Here is a 16,434-nt window from a genome sequence, read left to right as displayed (position 1 = left end):
GGACCGCGACGCCTGGGTCCGAACTGCCTTCGCTGTGCACGACCGGGCGTCAGCGCGCCTCGAAGACCGTGACCGCCCCGGCGTACTCGCGCTCGCCCTCGAACTCGGGCAGCACGAGCCCGTCGCCGGTCGAGTCGAGGTAGGCCTGCGCGCTCGCGTGGTCGCCGAAGACGGCACGCGTCTCGAGGTCGTGGCGTCGTACGTCGGCGAAGCGGCGGCGCAGCACGGACTCGCCGGTCTCGCTGCTGAACTGGGTGATCTCGGGCCGACCGCCCGCCGCGCGGCGCAGGTCGGCGAGGTGGTCGTTGCCGTTGGTGACCGCCACGAACGTGCCGCCCGGGCGCAGCACCCGGCGGACCTCGTTGAGGGCGCGCTCGAGGTCGCGCACGTGGTAGAGCATCCACCCGGCGAAGACGACGTCGAAGGACGCGTCGTCGAAGGGCAGGTAGCAGATGTCGGCCTGCCGGGCGTCGACCCCGCGCGCCGCGGTGAGCTCGACGAAACGGGGCGAGAAGTCGGTGGCCACGAGCGTCACGCCGGGCAGGGCGGCGATGCGCTCGGCCATCACGCCGGTGCCGCAGCCCACCTCCAGGACGTGGGCGTCGCCGACCAGGGCGCGGTCGATGGCGCGCAGCGCCTCGGTCTCGGGGTCCAGGCCGTCGACGGTGGGCCGCCACACGGACCGGCGGGTCTGCAACCGGTCCTCGGTGCCGTACTGCTCGCGGACGTGGTCCGGGTCGCTCATGCTGCTCATGGGTGGGTCATCCGTTCCACGTCGAGGGCGTCGTCCAGCTGCTGCTCGGTGAGGTCGCCGCGGTCGACGTACCCCAGGGCCAGCACGGTCTCGCGGATGGTGGTGCCGTCCTTCATCGCCTGCTTGGCGATCTTCGCCGCCTCCTCGTAGCCGAGGTGCTTGTTGAGCGGCGTCACGACCGACGGCGAGGACTCGGCGTACGCGCGCATCCGCTCGACGTCGGCGGTGATCCCGTCGACGCAGCGCTGCGCCAGCACGGTCGAGGAGGTGGAGAGCAGGCGGATCGACTCGAGCAGGTTGCGGGCCATCACCGGCATCATCACGTTGAGCTCGAAGCTGCCGGCGGCGCCGGCCCAGGCGACCGTCGCGTCGTTGCCGACGACCTGGGCGCAGACCATGAGCGTGGCCTCGGGGAGCACCGGGTTGACCTTGCCGGGCATGATGCTCGACCCCGGCTGGAGGTCGGGCAGGTGGATCTCGGCGAGCCCGGTGGTGGGGCCCGACGACATCCAGCGCAGGTCGTTGCAGATCTTGGTGAGGCCGACGGCGTAGGTCCGCAGGGCTCCGCTCAGCTCGACCAGCGAGTCGCGGGTCCCCTGGGCCTCGAAGTGGTTGCGGGCCTCGGTGAAGGCCTGGCCGGTGTCGGTCGCGAGCCGCTCGATGACGGCGGCGGCGAAGCCGGGCGGGGTGTTGATGCCGGTGCCCACGGCGGTCCCGCCGAGGGGGAGCTCGCGGACGCGGGGGAGGACCGCCTCGAGGCGTTCGGCGGCGTACCGGACGGTGGCGGCGTACCCGCCCATCTCCTGGCCGAGCATGACCGGGGTCGCGTCCATCAGGTGGGTGCGGCCGGACTTCACGACGCCGGCGAACTCGCTCGCCTTCGTCTCCAGCGACGTCGCCAGGACGTCGAGCGCCGGGAGCAGGTCCTCCACCACGGCCAGCGTCGCCGCGACGTGGATCGAGGTGGGGAAGGTGTCGTTGCTGCTCTGCGAGGCGTTGACGTGGTCGTTGGGGTGCACCTCCACGCCGGCGCGGGCCGCGAGCGAGGCGAGCACCTCGTTGGTGTTCATGTTGGAGCTGGTGCCCGACCCGGTCTGGAACACGTCGATCGGGAAGTGGTCGTCGTGGTCGCCGGTGGCCACCGCGGCGGCGGCGTCGGCGATGGCGCCCGCCTGCTCGGCGGTGATGACGCCGAGGTCGCCGTTGACCCGCGCGGCAGCCCCCTTGACCAGGGCCAGCGCCTGCACGTGGCGGCGCTCGAGGGTGGTGCCGCTGATCGGGAAGTTGTCGATCGCGCGCTGGGTCTGCGCGCGCCACAGGGCGTCGGCGGGGACCTCGACCTCGCCCATGGAGTCGTGCTCGGTGCGTGTCTCACTCATGTCCGCGACGCTACCCCGGGACGAGGGAGGGACGGTCTCACCCCGGGGTGCGTCGTGGGGGACTGGTCAGCGGGTCAGTCGCACGGGGTCAGTCGCACGGGTCAGTCGCACCAGGGGTAGACGAACAGGCTGGCGTCTCCCGCGAGGTGGTCGCGCAGCACCACCGACAGCGGCAGCGGGTCCGGGACGGCGGAGAGGTCGGTGCCGGCGCGCGGGGCGACACCGAGGCTCACCGCCGTGGCGATCGGGAGTCCGTCCCGGGCCACCGTCGAGACGAGTCCGGCGCCGCGCAGTGTCGCCATGCCGGCCTTCAGGCAGGAGGAGTCCGCCTTGGCCTCCGCGGGAGCGGCGACGAACACGGAGCCGGTGGCGGTCAGGGCGACGGCGGCGGTGGCGGACGCGATACGGGCACGAGTGGTGTGCATCTGGGTCTCCTGTGTCGAAGGTCTGTCCAAGGTTGGATGGCCATCGCACCACACATCGACGCGTGTCGTCCAGAGTCTGACCCGCCTTTGTCCAAGGTTGGGTACGGTGAGGCGGTGTACACCGTGAAGCGCGCCGCCGAGCTGACCGGGCTCTCCCCGGACACGCTGCGCATGTGGGAGCGGCGCTACGCGGTGGTCGAGCCCGAGCGGTCGCCCGGCGGCTACCGCTTGTACGACGACGCGGCCCTGCGCCGGTTGGCCGCCATGAAGTCCCTGGTGGACGCCGGGTGGTCGGTCCGGGCCGCGGCGACGCGCGTGCTGAGCGGATCACCCGACGAGGTCGTGGTCGCCGATCGCCCTCCCGAGGCCGCCTTCGGTGACGTGGAGGCCCTGGTCTCGGTCGCGCGGGACTTCGACGCGCGCGCCCTGGACGGTGTCCTCGACGAGGGTTTCGCGCTGGGCGGCTACGAGCAGGTCGTGGACGAGTGGCTGCTTCCCGCGCTCGGTCGGCTGGGAAGGGCCTGGCGCGAGGGTTCGGTCACCGTCGCCGGGGAGCACTTCGTGAGCGCCGGGGTGCAGCGGCGCCTCGCCACCCTCTTCGACGCCGCCGCCCACGAGGGCGAGGGGCCCGTGGTGGTGGTCGGGCTGGCTCGGGGCTCGCGCCACGAGCTCGGGGTGCTCGCGTTCTCGGTGGCGCTGCGACGGGCCGGCCTCCAGGTCGTCTACGTCGGCGGAGACCTCCCGCCCGAGGGGTGGGTCGAGACCGTGCGGGCGCGTGGCGCTCGGGCCGTCGTCATCGGGGTGCCCTCGATCGAGGACGTCCCGGCCGTGCGCGAGTGCGTGGACGTGCTGGTCCGGGCGGCGCCGGACGTGGCGGTCCACCTGGGCGGTGGGTACCAGGACGACGTGAGCGGACCCGCGCGACGGCTCGGCCACGAGATCGGCGGCGGGTCCTCTGCGCTCGCCGCCGAGCTGGCGTCCCGGTCGGGACCCCGTGGTGGGGTCGGCGGCGTTCAGTCGTCGGCGGGGGAGCGCCGCGCGACGTAGAGGAAGTACTCCTCCGGGCGGTCCTGGAGCAGGACGTCGTACGCCCGCTCCTCGGCGGCCCCGAAGACGTCCTCGAGCGCCGTGAGCAGCTCGGGCGAGCGTGCTGCCGACCAGACGACGAGCGCCCCGCGGTGGTTGAGGATCTCGCGGCAGCGGGCGAGGAAGTCGCGGCCGTAGACGTCCGCGTTGCCGTCGTGGACGAGGTAGCCCGGGCCGTTGTCGACGTCGAGCAGCAGCAGGTCGTGGGTGTCCCTGGCCTCGGCGATGGCCATCAGGATGTCGGCGTTGACGATCCTCACCCGCTGGTCGGCCAGCAGCGTGGGCCCGTGCGGCACGGTGCCGTCGCGCATCCAGCCGATGAGTGACTCCTCGATCTCCACGACCGTGGCGCGCTCGACGCGGACGTCGGCGAGGATGCGCTGGAGGGTGAAGCCCAGCCCGAGCCCGCCGATCACCACGTCGCGGGGGTCGTCCACCAGGTCGAGGGCGACCCCGGCCATCTCGATCTCGGTGCTCGTCTCGAGGGTGTCCATCACGAAGACACCGTTGACGCGGAGCTCGACGACGTCGGGGGCGCCCGGGGTGGTGCGACGCCGCAGCACCAGCTCGCCGCGGGGCGAGGTGGCGCGAGCGATCTCTGCGGAGCTGGCCTCGGTGTCTGGCATGCGCACCATCCTGCCTGTCCGGGCGCCCGGGATCGGTCCCGGGCGGCGCCGTGTCCATTCACCGATCTCGTCGGATGGAAAGTAGAGTGAGTCAATCGTCTAAGGAGGTATGTCGTGGCGCAGGGTTCCACGGGGTCGGGTCGTCCCCAGGTCGTGATCATCGGCGGCGGAGCGGCGGGCACGCTCGTCGCGCTCCACCTCGCCCGCACCGCCCACCAGCGGGGCACCGGTGTGGACGTGGTGGTCGTGGACCCGGCGGATCGTCCGGGGCGGGGGACCGCCTTCGGCACGAGCGACGACGAGCACCTCCTCAACGTGCCGGCCGCAGGCATGACCGCGCTGCCGCAGGACCCCGGCCACTTCGTCGCCTGGCGGGCCCGTCAGCAGTACGCCACCGGCGCGGAGCCGGGCACCTTCGCGCCCCGGCGTCAGTACGCGCGCTACCTCGAGGAGACGCTGGCCGACGCCTTCGACCTGGCCTCCTCGACCGCCTCCCTGCGCCACGTGCGGGCCGGGGCCGTGGGCCTGCGGCGCCGGGCCGGCGGCGCGACGGTGCTCCTCGACGACGGGCACGACCTGGCGGCCGACGCCGTGGTCGTCGCCACGGGCCTGCCGGCCGCGGGCCACGCCTGGGCGCCGGACGGGCTCACCGGCTCCCCGTTCTTCGTCCCCGACCCCTGGGCACCCGGCGCCCTCGACGTCGTACGCCGCGACCGGGTCGGCGCCGGCGACGTCCTGCTCGTAGGAGCCGGCCTCACCATGGTCGACGTGGTGCTGTCCCTCACCCGTCCCGGCGGGCGCGAGGACCGGCGCGTCCTCGCCGTCTCGCGCAGCGGCGAGCTGCCGGCACGGCACGCCGACGAGCTCCAGCTGGCCGCCATCCCCGACGTCGACGACTGGGGCTCCACCCTGGCCGAGCTGCGCACCAGCGTCGCCGAGCACGTCGAGCGGGTGCGGGCGAGCGGCGGCGACTGGCGCCCGGCCCTCGACGGGCTGCGCTTCCGGGTCAGCGAGCTGTGGCAGCGGCTCTCGGAGGAGGACCGGACGGAGTTCCTGGCCTCCGACGCGAGCGACTGGAACCGCGTGCGCCACCGCATGCCCCCCAGCTCGGCCGCGGTGCTGCGCGAGCTGGCCGCTGCCGACCGGCTGCGCCACCTCACCGGCACGGTCGCCGACGCGGTCCCGCTCACGGGCGGTGGCCTGCGGGTCACCCTCGCCGACGGCTCGACGCACGACGTCGGCTGGGTGGTCAACTGCACGGGGCCCGCCCTCGACGTACGCCGCCTCGGCAACCCGCTGCTCGACGACCTCTTCGCCGTGCGGGGCGGGGTGTCCCTCGCCCAGGCCGCGACCGCCGGGATGGGCTTCCGCACCCGCGACGGACGCCTGCTCGACTCGACCGGGCGCGCCGACGCGCCGGTGTGGACGCTGGGCGCGCTGCGCCGCGGCGAGCTGTGGGAGTCGACGGCGGTCCCGGAGATCCGCAGCCAGGCCCTCGGCCTCGCGGTCGACGTCCTCGACGCCGTCTCCCCGATGCCGCGGCGTCTCGAGGACGGCCGGCTGGTGAGCGGGCACCACCCCGTCGCGCGTCCCCGCGACCCGCTGGGGCTGCCGCTGTCCGCGACCGCCGAGGCGGCCTCACGCTACAACGCCGGCCTGGAGCGGGTGATGCGCCTGCAGTCCGGTGGCGAGGAGCTGCTCCGCGAGGCCGCGGCGCTCGACCCCGACTTCGCGCTCGCCCACGCCGCGCTGGCGATGCTCGGCCACGAGGCCGGGGCGGTCACGGACGTGGCCGGGTCCCTCCAGGCGGCCCGCCGTGCCGTGCTCGCGCGCGGCGACGAGCGGGAGCGCAGCCTGGTCGACGTCATCGGCCGCCGGGTCGACGACACCCGCCACGAGGGTGCGGCGGCGCTGATGAACCACATCGCCCGCCACCCCCGCGACGTGCTGGCCGTCTCGGCGGCGGTGCCGACGATCGCGTTCTCCGGGGTCACCGACATCCAGCAGGAGGCGTGGGACCTCGTCGACGGCCTCGCCCCGGCGTACGGGGACCACTGGTGGTACATCTCGCTGCTCGCCTTCACCCGCCAGGACCAGGGGCGCTTCGACGAGGCCGGCCTGCTCGCGGAGAGCGCGCTGTTCTGCGAGCCGTCCTCGGGACACGCGGTGCACGCGCAGACGCACGTGATGTACGAGACCGGTCGGCACGAGAGCGGCCGGGTCTGGCTCGACCACTGGGTGGCCGAGAGCGGCCGGTCCGCCTCGCACCGGGCGCACTTCTCCTGGCACGCCGCCCTGCACGACCTGGCGCTCGGGGACACCGAGGCGGTCCGGCAGCGCTACTACAGCCAGCTCGCCCCGCCGGCGGTGACGGGTGTCCGGTCGCTGATCGACTCGGCGTCGCTGCTGTGGCGCTGGCGGATCACCACCGCCGACTGGGACGCGGCCGCCGGCTCGCAGGCCTTCCCGGCGGAGGCCGCCCCGCCGCCGGTGGAGTGCGTGCTCGAGGCCGCCGGGGCCGACCTCATCGACCGCCCCGAGACGCCCTTCGTGGCGATGCACTCGGCGCTGGCCCTCGCCGCCGCCGGTGACCTCGCGCGGTTGGCGCGGTTGCGCGACCACTGCCGCTCGTCGTCCGACCCGGCGATCCGCGCGACCGGCACGGCGCTGTGCGAGGCGCTGCTCGCCGCCGGGCAGCAGGACTGGACGCGCGCCGCGGAGGTCCTCACCGACCTGCTGCCCACCCTCGTGCGCGTCGGGGGCTCGGCCGCGCAGCGGGAGGTGGTCGAGGAGACGCTGCTCTTCGCGCTGGTGAGCTCGGGGCAGCCCGAGCCGGCGCTGAGGGTCCTCGACGCCCGCCTCGAGCGCCGGCCCTCGCCGCTCGACGCCCGCCGTCGCGGGTCGCTGGTCGTCGCCCCGGTGTGAGCGTGTGAGCGGACTCAGGCGGACGGGTCCGCGACGCCCTCCTGCTGGGTCGCCATGATCGCGGCGAGCAGGGGGGCGTGCTCCCGGGCATCCCGGGCCGCCCGGCGCAACAGGGCCGGGGCTCGCCCGGCGTGACCACCGGCGATGCTGGCCTGCGCCGCGCGCCACCGGGCGTACGCCGCGTAGTGGGGTCGCCCCAGGCCGTCCCACGCCGACGCGGCGGCCAGCCACGGACGCACGTCGTGACCGCCGGTGAGGCGCTCCATCTCGGCCGTCCACGAGACGGTGATCGCCGCGGGGGCGGGCTCGGCCAGCGGGTCGCGGTGCGGCGTCGACCGGATGGCGCGCAGCCGCTCGGCGTACCGACGGCGGGCCACCGCATCGGCCGGGCTGCCCTCGACCAGGTCCGCAGCCGCCCGGGCCGCGAGGGCCAGCAGCATGCCGAACGAGGAGATCACGTCGAAACGGGCCGCGAGCTCGAGCGTGGTGACCAGCCGGTCCCAGGCGGCTTGCGGGCGGCCGAGCCAGAGCTCGGTGTGGGCGGCGTACTGCGTCACGTCGGCCCGGTTCCACAACGACGGCAGCTCGACGGCGTCCAGGGCGGTGAAGCGCCGGAGGGCGTCGTCGCTGCGTCCCCGCATCATGTCGAGCGTGGCCCGCTCGGTGTGGAGGGCCCACCGGTGGTGGTCGAGGTCGCCCTCGGTCAACGGGTCGATGAGGGCCGCCGCCCGACCGGTGTGCCCGGAGCGGCGCAGCGCGTCGGCGACGTTGGCGCGCAGGGCGCTCGAGGGGGAGGTGTCGATCCCCCAGCGGTCGGCCGCCTCGAGGCCGGACGCGCCGGCGTTCTCGATCTCCTCGGCGGAGGCTCCCGCCATCAGGAGCAGGTCGGTGTGGCGCATGCACAGCTGGACCTCGCGGACGGGGTCGTCCCGCAGGGTCGGGAGCGCCGCGGCCTCGGCGGCGTGCTGGACGGCGTCCTCGGAGTCGCCGGTCGCCGCCTCGTACCAGGCGACGTGCATCAGCGAGGAGCGCAGCTCGTCCGGGTCGCCCAGCTCGCGGCTGATCTCGACCACCCGCCGGGCGTCGCGCAGGCCCTCGGACAGCCGGCCCAGCCCGTTGAGGGTCGCGGCTCGCAGGCGCAACGTGTCGAGGTGGCTCGTCGACGTGGGGACGTGACGCAGGTAGGTCGTCGCCTTGTTGATGAGGACCAGGGCCGACTCCTCGTCGACCTCGCCGAGGTAGTCGGCGGCTCGCCGGTAGAGGCCGGCGAGCTGTTCGTCGTCCATCCCGCTCGTGAGCGCGAGGGCCTCCTGGGCGAGGGCGGAGGCGCGCTCGGGCTCGGACGACTCCTCGAACGCGTCCATCGCCGCGAAGTAGGCCCCCACGAGGTCCACCGGGGGATCGCCCATGCGCTCGGCCCCGTCCGGCCAGATCCGGATCGCCCGGAGCCAGTGCGTGGCCGCCTGGGGAGCGGCGAACCGGAGCTCTGCCTCGCGGGCGGCGCGGATCCGCCAACCGACCTCGCGGTCGGGCCGCCCGGCCGCCTGCCAGTGCGAGGCCACGTCCGCGGCCGGGGCCGGCGCGGCGGCGCTCTCGAACGCCTCCGCGAGTCGGTGGTGGAAGGGCCCACCCTCCCCGGGGACCAGCCGTCGCTGGATGGCCTCGGCCAGCAGTGGGTGCTGCAGCTCGACGCGATCGTCCCGGGCCTCGCCCAGGAGGTGCTGGTCGTGCAGCTCGTGCAGGCACTCGAGCAGCTCGTCGGGCTCGAGCCCGCTCGCGGAGCCCAGCTGGTCGAGGCGCAACGGGTGCCCGGCGACGGCCAGCGCCACCACGACCGGCCAGGACCCCGGTCGGAGCCCGTCGAGACGACGGTCCAGCAGGTCGCGCAGCAGGGCCGGTAGGTCCTCCCCGGTCTCGTCGGCGGCCAGCAGCTGCTCGGTGAAGAGGGGCTGGCCACGGCTCCGGGCGTGGAGCCGGCCCACCTCGTCGGGGGGCAACGAGATGCCGAGCAGCTCCACCTGGAGCGTCGTCTCGGACAGGGTCAACGGCTCGAGCTCCACGGTGGTCACCCCGGGCACGCGTCGGATGCGGGCGAACCACTCGGTCGCGTCGGTGCGTGCGGTCGCGTCGTCGAGCCGGAAGGTGCCGAGCAGGGGCGGCCCGGAACCGCCGTTGACGAGGTGCTCCAGCATGGCCAGCGTCGCGGTGTCCGCCCAGTGCAGGTCCTCGAAGACCGCCGCCACCGGCCGGACCTCGTGGAGCGCGGCGAGGACCGTGCGGATCGCCGACATCAGCCGCTGGCGCGACCAGCCGTCCTCGGGCTCGGGTGGGGTCCCCCCGTGCTCCAGCTCGGGCAGCAGACGCTTGAGGGACTCCTCCACGTAGCCCGGGGACCGGGCGAGCGCCTCCACGAGCCAGGTGCCGTCGCCCGTCTCGTGGGCGGACCGGAGGACCGCCGAGGTCGGTAGCAGCGGGACGTCGACCGACAGCCGCAGGCAGTGCCCGGTCAGCACCGTGACGCCGACCGCGTCGGAGGCCGCGGCGGTCGCGAGGCGGGTCTTCCCGATGCCGGCCTCACCGACGAGCAGCATGAGGCCGGTGCCGGTCTCGAGGTGCCGGCGTACGGCGTGGAGCTCGTCGCGACGCCCCGCGATCGCCCGTCGCCCTCCCGGGGCCGGTGCCTCGCCCCGGCCGGCCGCGAGCCACAGGTCGTGGAACCTGGCCGTGTCGCCGCCCAGCGCCTCGACGACCAGCTCGAGGACGCCCCAGGCGGGCAGGCGGGCGGTGGAGAAGACGTGGGAGATGGTGGTGTGGCTGCACCCCGCCGAGCGCGCGAGGGTCCGCAGGCTGGGCCAGCCTGCCGCGAGGTGGAGGTCGTGCAGGGCATCGACGAGGTCCCGCTGCGGTCCCGGCGGGATGTCAGGTCGTGGCAGTCCTCCCACCCTCGACTCCTCGCCGACGGCCCTGCGGCGTCGCCCGAGCAACCTTCCGGTTCCAGCATCGCGGGGTCACCGGAGCCCTGTCATGGCCCATTCGGACCAGTCGGGTCACTTCTCCTGCGAGCGCACCCGGATGCCCGCCGCCGACAGCGAGCTGAGCGGCACGGTGACGGCGCCGGAGGGGTCGGTGAAGAAGTCGTTGCCCTTGTCGTCGACCACGATGAAGGCCGGGAAGTCCTCGACCTCGATCTTCCAGACCGCCTCCATGCCGAGCTCCTCGTACTCCAGCACCGACACCGAGGTGATGCAGTCCTGGGCCAGCCGCGCGGCCGGGCCCCCGATCGAGCCGAGGTAGAAGCCGCCGTGGGTCCCGCAGGCCTCGGTGACGACCTTGGAGCGGTTGCCCTTGGCGAGCATCACCTTCGACCCGCCCGCGGCCTGGAACTGCTCGACGTAGGAGTCCATGCGGCCGGCCGTCGTCGGCCCGAACGACCCCGACGCCATCCCCTCGGGGGTCTTGGCGGGCCCGGCGTAGTAGACGGGGTGGTCGCGCAGGTACGACGGCATCTCCTCGCCGGCGTCGAGGCGCTCCTTGATCTTGGCGTGCGCGATGTCGCGGGCCACCACGAGCGGGCCGGTGAGCGAGAGCCGGGTCTTCACCGGGTGCTTCGACAGCTCCGCGAGGATCTGGTCCATGGGCTGGTTGAGGTCGATCTCGACGACCTCGCCGGCGGCGATCTCCTCGGAGACGCCGGCCGAGGGCATGTACTGCGCGGGGTCGGTCTCGAGCTGCTCGAGGAAGACCCCCTCGGGCGTGATCTTGCCCAGCGCCTGGCGGTCCGCCGAGCACGAGACCGCGATCGCGACGGGGCATGAGGCGCCGTGGCGGGGGAGCCGGACGACGCGGACGTCGTGGCAGAAGTACTTCCCGCCGAACTGCGCGCCGATCCCGAAGGACTGCGTGAGCTTGAAGACCTCCTCCTCGAGCTCGAGGTCGCGGAAGCCGTGGGCCGACATGGAGCCGGACGTCGGGAGGTTGTCGAGGTAGTGCGCGGAGGCGTACTTCGCGGTCTTGAGCGCGAACTCCGCGGAGGTGCCGCCGATGACGACGGCGAGGTGGTACGGCGGGCAGGCGGCCGTGCCGAGCGAGCGGATCTTCTCGTCGAGGTAGGTGAGCAGGCGGTCGGGGTTGAGGATCGCCTTGGTCTCCTGGAACAGGAACGACTTGTTGGCCGAGCCGCCGCCCTTGGCCATGAAGAGGAACTTGTACTCGGGCTTCCCCGACGTCTGCGGGGTCGAGTAGATCTCGATCTGCGCCGGCAGGTTGGTGCCGGTGTTCTTCTCCTCGAACGTCGTCAGCGGCGCGAGCTGGGAGTAGCGCAGGTTGAGCTTCGTGTACGCGTCGTACACGCCGCGGCTGATCGCCTCGCCGTCGTCGATGCCGGTCAGGACGCCCTCGGACTTCTTGCCCATCACGATCGCGGTGCCGGTGTCCTGGCACATCGGCAGCACGCCGCCGGCGGAGATGTTGACGTTCTTGAGCAGGTCGAGCGCGACGAAGCGGTCGTTGCCGCTGGCCTCGGGGTCGTCGATGATCCGGCGCAGCTGGGCGAGGTGCGCGGGCCGCAGGTAGTGGCTGATGTCGTGCATCGCCTCGGCGGTCAGCCGCTGGATCGCCTCCGGCGACACCCGCAGGAAGGTCTGGCCGTCGACCTCGGTGGTGGACACGCCCTCGGTGGTGATCAACCGGTACGGCGTCTCGTCGGCGCCGGTCGGCAGGAGGTCGGAATAGCGGAACTCAGCTTCGCTCACGAGCGCTCAGGGTACGCCGCGGGGTCGGGCATAGCGGACGCCGCCCGGACGTTGAACGGGTGTGCCCGCCCACGACCGCGACCAGGACCACGTCCTCGACTCCCTCGTCATCGGCGCCGGCCAGGCCGGGCTCTCCGCGTCACGGCACCTCGCGCTGCGCGGCGTCGACCACGTGGTCCTCGACGCCGACGAGCGACCGGGCGGCGCGTGGCAGCACCGGTGGGACTCCCTGACCATGGAGGACGTGCACGGCGTGGCCGACCTGCCGGACGCCACCGCGCCGGGCCGCTCGGACGCCGCCGCCAACGTCGTCGTACCGGCGTGGTTCGCCGACTACGAGCGGCGCTTCGACCTGCCGGTGCTGCGCCCCCACGTCGTCGACGCGGTCAGCAGCGAGGACGACCTGCTCGTCGTGCACACCACCGGCGGCCGGTCCTGGCGCACCCGCACGCTCGTCAACGCGACCGGCACCTGGACGCAGCCGTTCGTCCCGCACTACCCGGGCATCGAGACCTTCGCCGGCGAGCAGCTGCACACGGCCGACTACCCGGGGCCGGAGCACTTCGCCGGGAGGCGGGTCCTCGTGGTCGGCGGCGGGGCCTCGGCGGTGCAGCTCCTCGGCGAGCTCGCGCCGGTCACCGACACCCTCTGGGTCACCCGCCGCGAGCCGGTCTGGCGCACCGGTGACTTCGACCCCGAGGCCGGTCTCGCGGCCGTCACGCTGGTCGCCGACCGGGTACGACGCGGGCTGCCGCCGGCGAGCGTCGTCGGCGTCACCGGGCTGTCCCTGCGCCCGCAGGAACGGGAGGCCGAGCGGCTCGGCGCCTACCGCAGGCACCCGATGTTCGACCGGATCGAGCCCGGCGGCGTCCGCTGGGGCGACCCTTCGACGGGCTCAGGACACGCGGCGTTCGAGCGCGTCGACGTCATCGTGTGGGCCACCGGCTTCCGCCCGGCCGTCGGCCACCTCGCCCCGCTCCGGCTGCGCACGGCCGCGGGCGGCATCCAGCTCGACGTCGGCGGGGCCGTGCAGAGCGCGGTGACGGCCGTGCGGGACCCGCGGGTCCAGCTGGTCGGCTACGGCCCGTCCGCGAGCACGATCGGCGCCAACCGGGCCGGACGCGCCGCCGCGATCGCCGTACGGCGTCAGCTGGTCGCGTCCGACGACGGCCTCACCGCCTGATCCGCGGCGCAGCTGTCATCTTCTGTCAACCCCCGTCAACCGGGGGTCGGGCGGGCCAACTCTGGATCCATGCCGCCGGCACCCGCCGCGGAACTATCCAGGGGAGCAGAGCCATGAACAGCACGCCGTACCGCCGCATCGTCGCCATCGCCGGCGCCGCGGCCATCACCATCATCACGACCGTCACCTTCAGCCCCGCGACCTCAGCGTCGGCCGGTGCCGGTCACCAGGACCGCCCGTGCTTCATGGTCCGGGGGCACTGGAACACGGCAGAGGGCCCGCAGCCCACCTGCCCCGCCCCGTCGTGGCAGCGCATGTCCTGACGGGGCGTCGTTCCCCTGGTCCGGGCGGTCAGCGGCCACCCTCCGCGGTGGCCCTGATCGCCCGGGACAGTGGGACGTGCTGCACGGCGTCGGTCGCCGCGCGCCTGAGGAGTCGAGCAGCCACCGTGCCCTGCCCGTCGCGGAGCGCGACCCGGGCGGCACGCCAGCGGCAGTACGCCGCGTCGTGCGGGCGCGCCAGCCGGTCCCAGCACGCGGCTGCCCCGGTCCAGCCGTCGACCGTCTCCCTGTCCTCGAGAACCGCGAGCTCCGCCTGCCACACCAGGCCCCATGCCTGCGCGGCCACGTCCACGGCGCGCGGCCCGAAGGGATCGACCCGGGCGGCGGAACGCCGGGCACGCAGGCGACTCGCGGCCTCGCGACGCCGTGTCCGGGACCTGCCGGAGGCGAGGGACGCGTGCGCACGAGCCGTCCACGCCGTACCCATCGCCGCCAGCGCGGCGTTGTCGGTGGGCAGGACGATCGCCAGGGTCTCGTCCAGACGTGCCGCTGCCCGGGCCGGGAGCCCGGCCCAGAGCTCCACCAGCGCCAGGGCGGACTGGGCCTCGAGCCAGTTGCCGTCCCGGTTGAGGCGGACCCGGTCCAGCTCGTCGATGCGGACGAGCGCCTCGTCGAGCCGGCCCTGGAGGCCGGCCACCAGCACCCGCTGCACGTGCAAGGGGTACGACGTGGGGTCCGGCTCCCCGACAAGGTCGACGCCCACCACCGTCGCCGCACCGTCCACGTCGCCCGCACGCAGGTGGGCCTCGCAGACGTTGGCGAGCAGGAGCGCGGAGGTGTACTCCGTGATCTGCCACCGGGCCACCAGCTCGAGCGCGGGCGCCGCAGCGGCGTCGACCTCGACGACCGGCGCGCCGAGGTCGAGCATCATCGCTGTCGTCGTGACGGTGGCGACGAGCTGCGCGAACGGATCGCCGGAGGCAGCAGACACGACCCGGGCCTCGTCCGCGTACCTCCGGGCCAGCTCGTGGTCCCCCTCGGACATGGCGCGCCCTGCGGCCCAGCTGAGGATCTGGGGGCGTCCCCGGTCGTCGCCGGTGGCGTCCAGCGCCTCCAGCGCACGGCAGATGGCCGCGTCGGACTCCCCGTAGCGGCCCTGGAGGTTGAGGAAGAGGATGTGCGTGGACAGGCAGTCGACGAGCTCGGGGGACGGTGGCAGCGCGGAGTGCAGGGCCAGGGCGCGGTCGAGCAGCGCCATCCCGCGCTCCTCGTGCCCGGACATGTACCGGGTGTCACCGGCCCGGGCGAGGAGCACCGCGCGCTCGAGGGGCGTCCCCTCCACTGTCTCGGCCAGCGCCGCCAGCCGTTGCTCGGTCTCGAAGTCGCCCTCGCTGTTGGCGGCGTCGATCGCGCGGCACAGGGCCTGGGCGAAGCTCATCCCGAGGGCGTCGGGGTCGATGGCCGGCCACAGCTCGAGCAGGCGCGACCAGTGGTCGAGCGCCTCTCGCGCGGCGTAGCGGGCCGCGGCCCGCTCGGCGGCCGCCCGTCGCCAGACGGCCTCGTGCTGGCGATCACCGGCGGCGCACCAGTGCAACGCGATCTCGCCCGGCTCGGCCTCCGCGCCTGTCGCGAGCACCTCGGCGACCCGGCGGTGCAGCGTGCCGGCCTCGCCCGGGGCGAGTCGGCGGCGGATCGCCTCCGCGATCAACGGGTGCCGCAGGCTGACGGTCGGCGCACCGTCGGGCGGGGCGAGCAGCCACTGGTCGGACAGCTGGTGCAGGACCGTGAGCACCCGGTCGAGCGCGAGTCCGGACGCCTCGCCGAGCGCGTCGGGCAGCAGGGCGCGATCGGCCACCCCCAGGGCCCGGGCGACGGCCCAGCCGTCCGGGCCGAGCCCGCGGAGCCGGTGGTCGAACATGCCCGCCAGCCCCAGCGCCAGCGTCTCGGGGCCTGCGGTGGCCAGCTGCGCGGTGAAGAGCGGGTGGCCGCGGGTGCGGGTGTGGATCTCGTCGACCAGCGCCTGGTCCGGCGCGTGCCCCAGCGCCAGGGACAGCTGCTCCCTCGTCCCGGAGCGGTCGAGCGGCTCGAGGCCGACAGACTGCGGCCCGGCAACGAGGCGCAGCCGCGCGATCCGGTCGAGGGTTGGGCCCGGCACATCGGGGTCGGCGGTCCGGTACGTCGCCAGCACCCTCGCCTCCGCGACGTGGGACAGCAGGTGCTCGAGCACGTCGAGGGTGCTCGAGTCCGCCCAGTGCAGGTCCTCGACCAGGATCGCCAAAGGCCGGACGTCGGCCAGCGCGGTGACCACGGAGGCGAGAGACGCGAACAGTCGCTGCCGCGCGAAGTCTCCCGTCTGCGCCGCCGTGGAGCCGAGCTCGGGGAGCAGGAGTCCGAGCGTGCTCGTCACGTACGAAGCACAGCGCCCCGCGGCCTCGTCCCACCAGAGGCCGTCCTCGGTGTCGTGGACCTGGCGCAGGAGGTCGATGACCGGCATCAGCGGGACCTGGGTCGACAGGGGCAGGCAGCGGCCGGTGGCGACGAAGGTGTCGGTGGTCCGGGCGGCGGTGGTGACGAGTGTCGTCTTGCCGATCCCGGCCTCGCCCGTGACGAGGAGGAGCCCGCTGCCGGTCTCGAGGTGGCGTCGTACGGCGGCGAGCTCGTCGGTGCGTCCGGCGATGCGGGGGGTGGTGGGGGTGGTCGCGTCGGGTGGTGAGGTCGCGGCGAGCCAGAGGTCGAGGAAGGTGGCGGTGTCGCCGTCCATGGCCTCGACGAGGAGCTCGAGGGTGCCCCAGGAGGGGATCGTCGGTGTCGAGAACGCCTTGGAGACGGTGGTGTGGGAGACCCCCGCGTCGCGGGCCAGGGTGCGCAGCGAGGGCCAGCCGGCGCGGTGGTGGAGGTCGTGGAGGGCTGCGACGAGGTCGCGGTGCGGGCCGGGCGGCAGGTCGGGGCGGGGCAGCGCGCTCATGACCCTCCGATCGCCGCGGACCCGAGAAACGTCACTCCAGACTCCACCCCGGCCCCTCC

The 16,434-nt window shown here is 74.2% G+C and carries 11 protein-coding genes; 4 read left to right on the top strand and 7 right to left on the bottom strand.

Annotation, left to right across the window (positions count from 1 at the left end; genetic code table 11):
- Positions 1–49: 49 nt before the first annotated feature.
- The 3 genes from ASG94_RS04980 to ASG94_RS04970 form a co-directional block, all read right to left on the bottom strand.
- Positions 50–754, bottom strand: coding sequence for a class I SAM-dependent methyltransferase (locus ASG94_RS04980; RefSeq protein ID WP_056925255.1), 705 nt, complete (start codon positions 752–754; stop codon positions 50–52).
- The gene (locus ASG94_RS04975) at positions 751–2,133 is read right to left on the bottom strand and encodes a class II fumarate hydratase (RefSeq protein ID WP_056925254.1); all 1,383 of its coding nucleotides are present in this window, start codon (positions 2,131–2,133) and stop codon (positions 751–753) included. The genes ASG94_RS04980 and ASG94_RS04975 overlap by 4 nt, the downstream gene beginning before the upstream one ends.
- A 101-nt stretch (positions 2,134–2,234) precedes the next feature.
- Positions 2,235–2,558, bottom strand: coding sequence for a hypothetical protein (locus ASG94_RS04970; RefSeq protein ID WP_056925253.1), 324 nt, complete (start codon positions 2,556–2,558; stop codon positions 2,235–2,237).
- A gap of 114 nt (positions 2,559–2,672) precedes the next feature.
- Here ASG94_RS04970 and ASG94_RS04965 point away from each other — a divergent pair, with 114 nt between their 5' ends.
- Entirely contained in the window at positions 2,673–3,605 is a 933-nt protein-coding gene (locus ASG94_RS04965) for a MerR family transcriptional regulator (protein WP_056925252.1), read from the top strand.
- Here ASG94_RS04965 and ASG94_RS04960 read toward each other — a convergent pair.
- Positions 3,572–4,270 carry a spermidine synthase gene (locus ASG94_RS04960; protein ID WP_056925251.1) on the bottom strand — a complete coding sequence of 233 codons (699 nt, stop codon included), beginning with the start codon at positions 4,268–4,270 and terminating at the stop codon, positions 3,572–3,574. The two genes, ASG94_RS04965 and ASG94_RS04960, sit on opposite strands and share 34 nt — an antisense overlap.
- A 114-nt stretch (positions 4,271–4,384) precedes the next feature.
- Between ASG94_RS04960 and ASG94_RS04955 the strand changes: the two genes are divergently transcribed.
- Complete coding sequence (locus tag ASG94_RS04955; RefSeq protein WP_056925250.1) at positions 4,385–7,195, top strand: FAD-dependent oxidoreductase; 2,811 nt, start codon at positions 4,385–4,387, stop codon at positions 7,193–7,195.
- A 14-nt stretch (positions 7,196–7,209) separates the two neighbouring features.
- Here ASG94_RS04955 and ASG94_RS04950 read toward each other — a convergent pair whose 3' ends face one another.
- Both ASG94_RS04950 and ASG94_RS04945 read right to left on the bottom strand, forming a co-directional pair.
- The gene (locus ASG94_RS04950) at positions 7,210–10,137 is read right to left on the bottom strand and encodes an ATP-binding protein (protein ID WP_056925249.1); all 2,928 of its coding nucleotides are present in this window, start codon (positions 10,135–10,137) and stop codon (positions 7,210–7,212) included.
- A gap of 105 nt (positions 10,138–10,242) precedes the next feature.
- The gene (locus ASG94_RS04945) at positions 10,243–11,946 is read right to left on the bottom strand and encodes a fumarate hydratase (RefSeq protein WP_056925248.1); all 1,704 of its coding nucleotides are present in this window, start codon (positions 11,944–11,946) and stop codon (positions 10,243–10,245) included.
- Between the two features lie 61 nt (positions 11,947–12,007).
- On the opposite strand from ASG94_RS04945, the gene ASG94_RS04940 reads away from it, so the two are divergent.
- Both ASG94_RS04940 and ASG94_RS04935 read left to right on the top strand, forming a co-directional pair.
- Positions 12,008–13,129 carry an NAD(P)-binding domain-containing protein gene (locus tag ASG94_RS04940; protein ID WP_056925247.1) on the top strand — a complete coding sequence of 374 codons (1,122 nt, stop codon included), beginning with the start codon at positions 12,008–12,010 and terminating at the stop codon, positions 13,127–13,129.
- Positions 13,130–13,242: 113 nt separating this feature from the next.
- The gene (locus ASG94_RS04935) at positions 13,243–13,452 is read left to right on the top strand and encodes a hypothetical protein (protein ID WP_056925246.1); all 210 of its coding nucleotides are present in this window, start codon (positions 13,243–13,245) and stop codon (positions 13,450–13,452) included.
- A gap of 28 nt (positions 13,453–13,480) precedes the next feature.
- Here ASG94_RS04935 and ASG94_RS04930 read toward each other — a convergent pair whose 3' ends face one another.
- On the bottom strand, positions 13,481–16,375 hold the full coding sequence (locus tag ASG94_RS04930; protein WP_056925245.1) for an ATP-binding protein: 2,895 nt from the start codon (positions 16,373–16,375) through the stop codon (positions 13,481–13,483).
- Positions 16,376–16,434: the final 59 nt, after the last annotated feature.

Origin of the sequence: Nocardioides sp. Soil805 (genome assembly GCF_001429625.1) — a bacterium.
Taxonomy (GTDB): Bacteria; Actinomycetota; Actinomycetes; order Propionibacteriales; family Nocardioidaceae; genus Nocardioides.
The sequence above is the reverse complement of the archived record's forward strand: the minus strand, read 5'-3'. Positions and strand labels throughout refer to the sequence as shown.

Bases quoted from the DNA above. Each gene is read 5' to 3' on its own strand.
- ASG94_RS04960 (WP_056925251.1), bottom strand. From the start codon at position 4,270: ATGCCAGACACCGAGGCCAGCTCCGCAGAGATCGCTCGCGCCACCTCG.
- ASG94_RS04930 (WP_056925245.1), bottom strand. From the start codon at position 16,375: ATGAGCGCGCTGCCCCGCCCCGACCTGCCGCCCGGCCCGCACCGCGAC.
- ASG94_RS04980 (WP_056925255.1), bottom strand. From the start codon at position 754: ATGAGCAGCATGAGCGACCCGGACCACGTCCGCGAGCAGTACGGCACC.
- ASG94_RS04970 (WP_056925253.1), bottom strand. From the start codon at position 2,558: ATGCACACCACTCGTGCCCGTATCGCGTCCGCCACCGCCGCCGTCGCC.
- ASG94_RS04935 (WP_056925246.1), top strand. From the start codon at position 13,243: ATGAACAGCACGCCGTACCGCCGCATCGTCGCCATCGCCGGCGCCGCG.
- ASG94_RS04975 (WP_056925254.1), bottom strand. From the start codon at position 2,133: ATGAGTGAGACACGCACCGAGCACGACTCCATGGGCGAGGTCGAGGTC.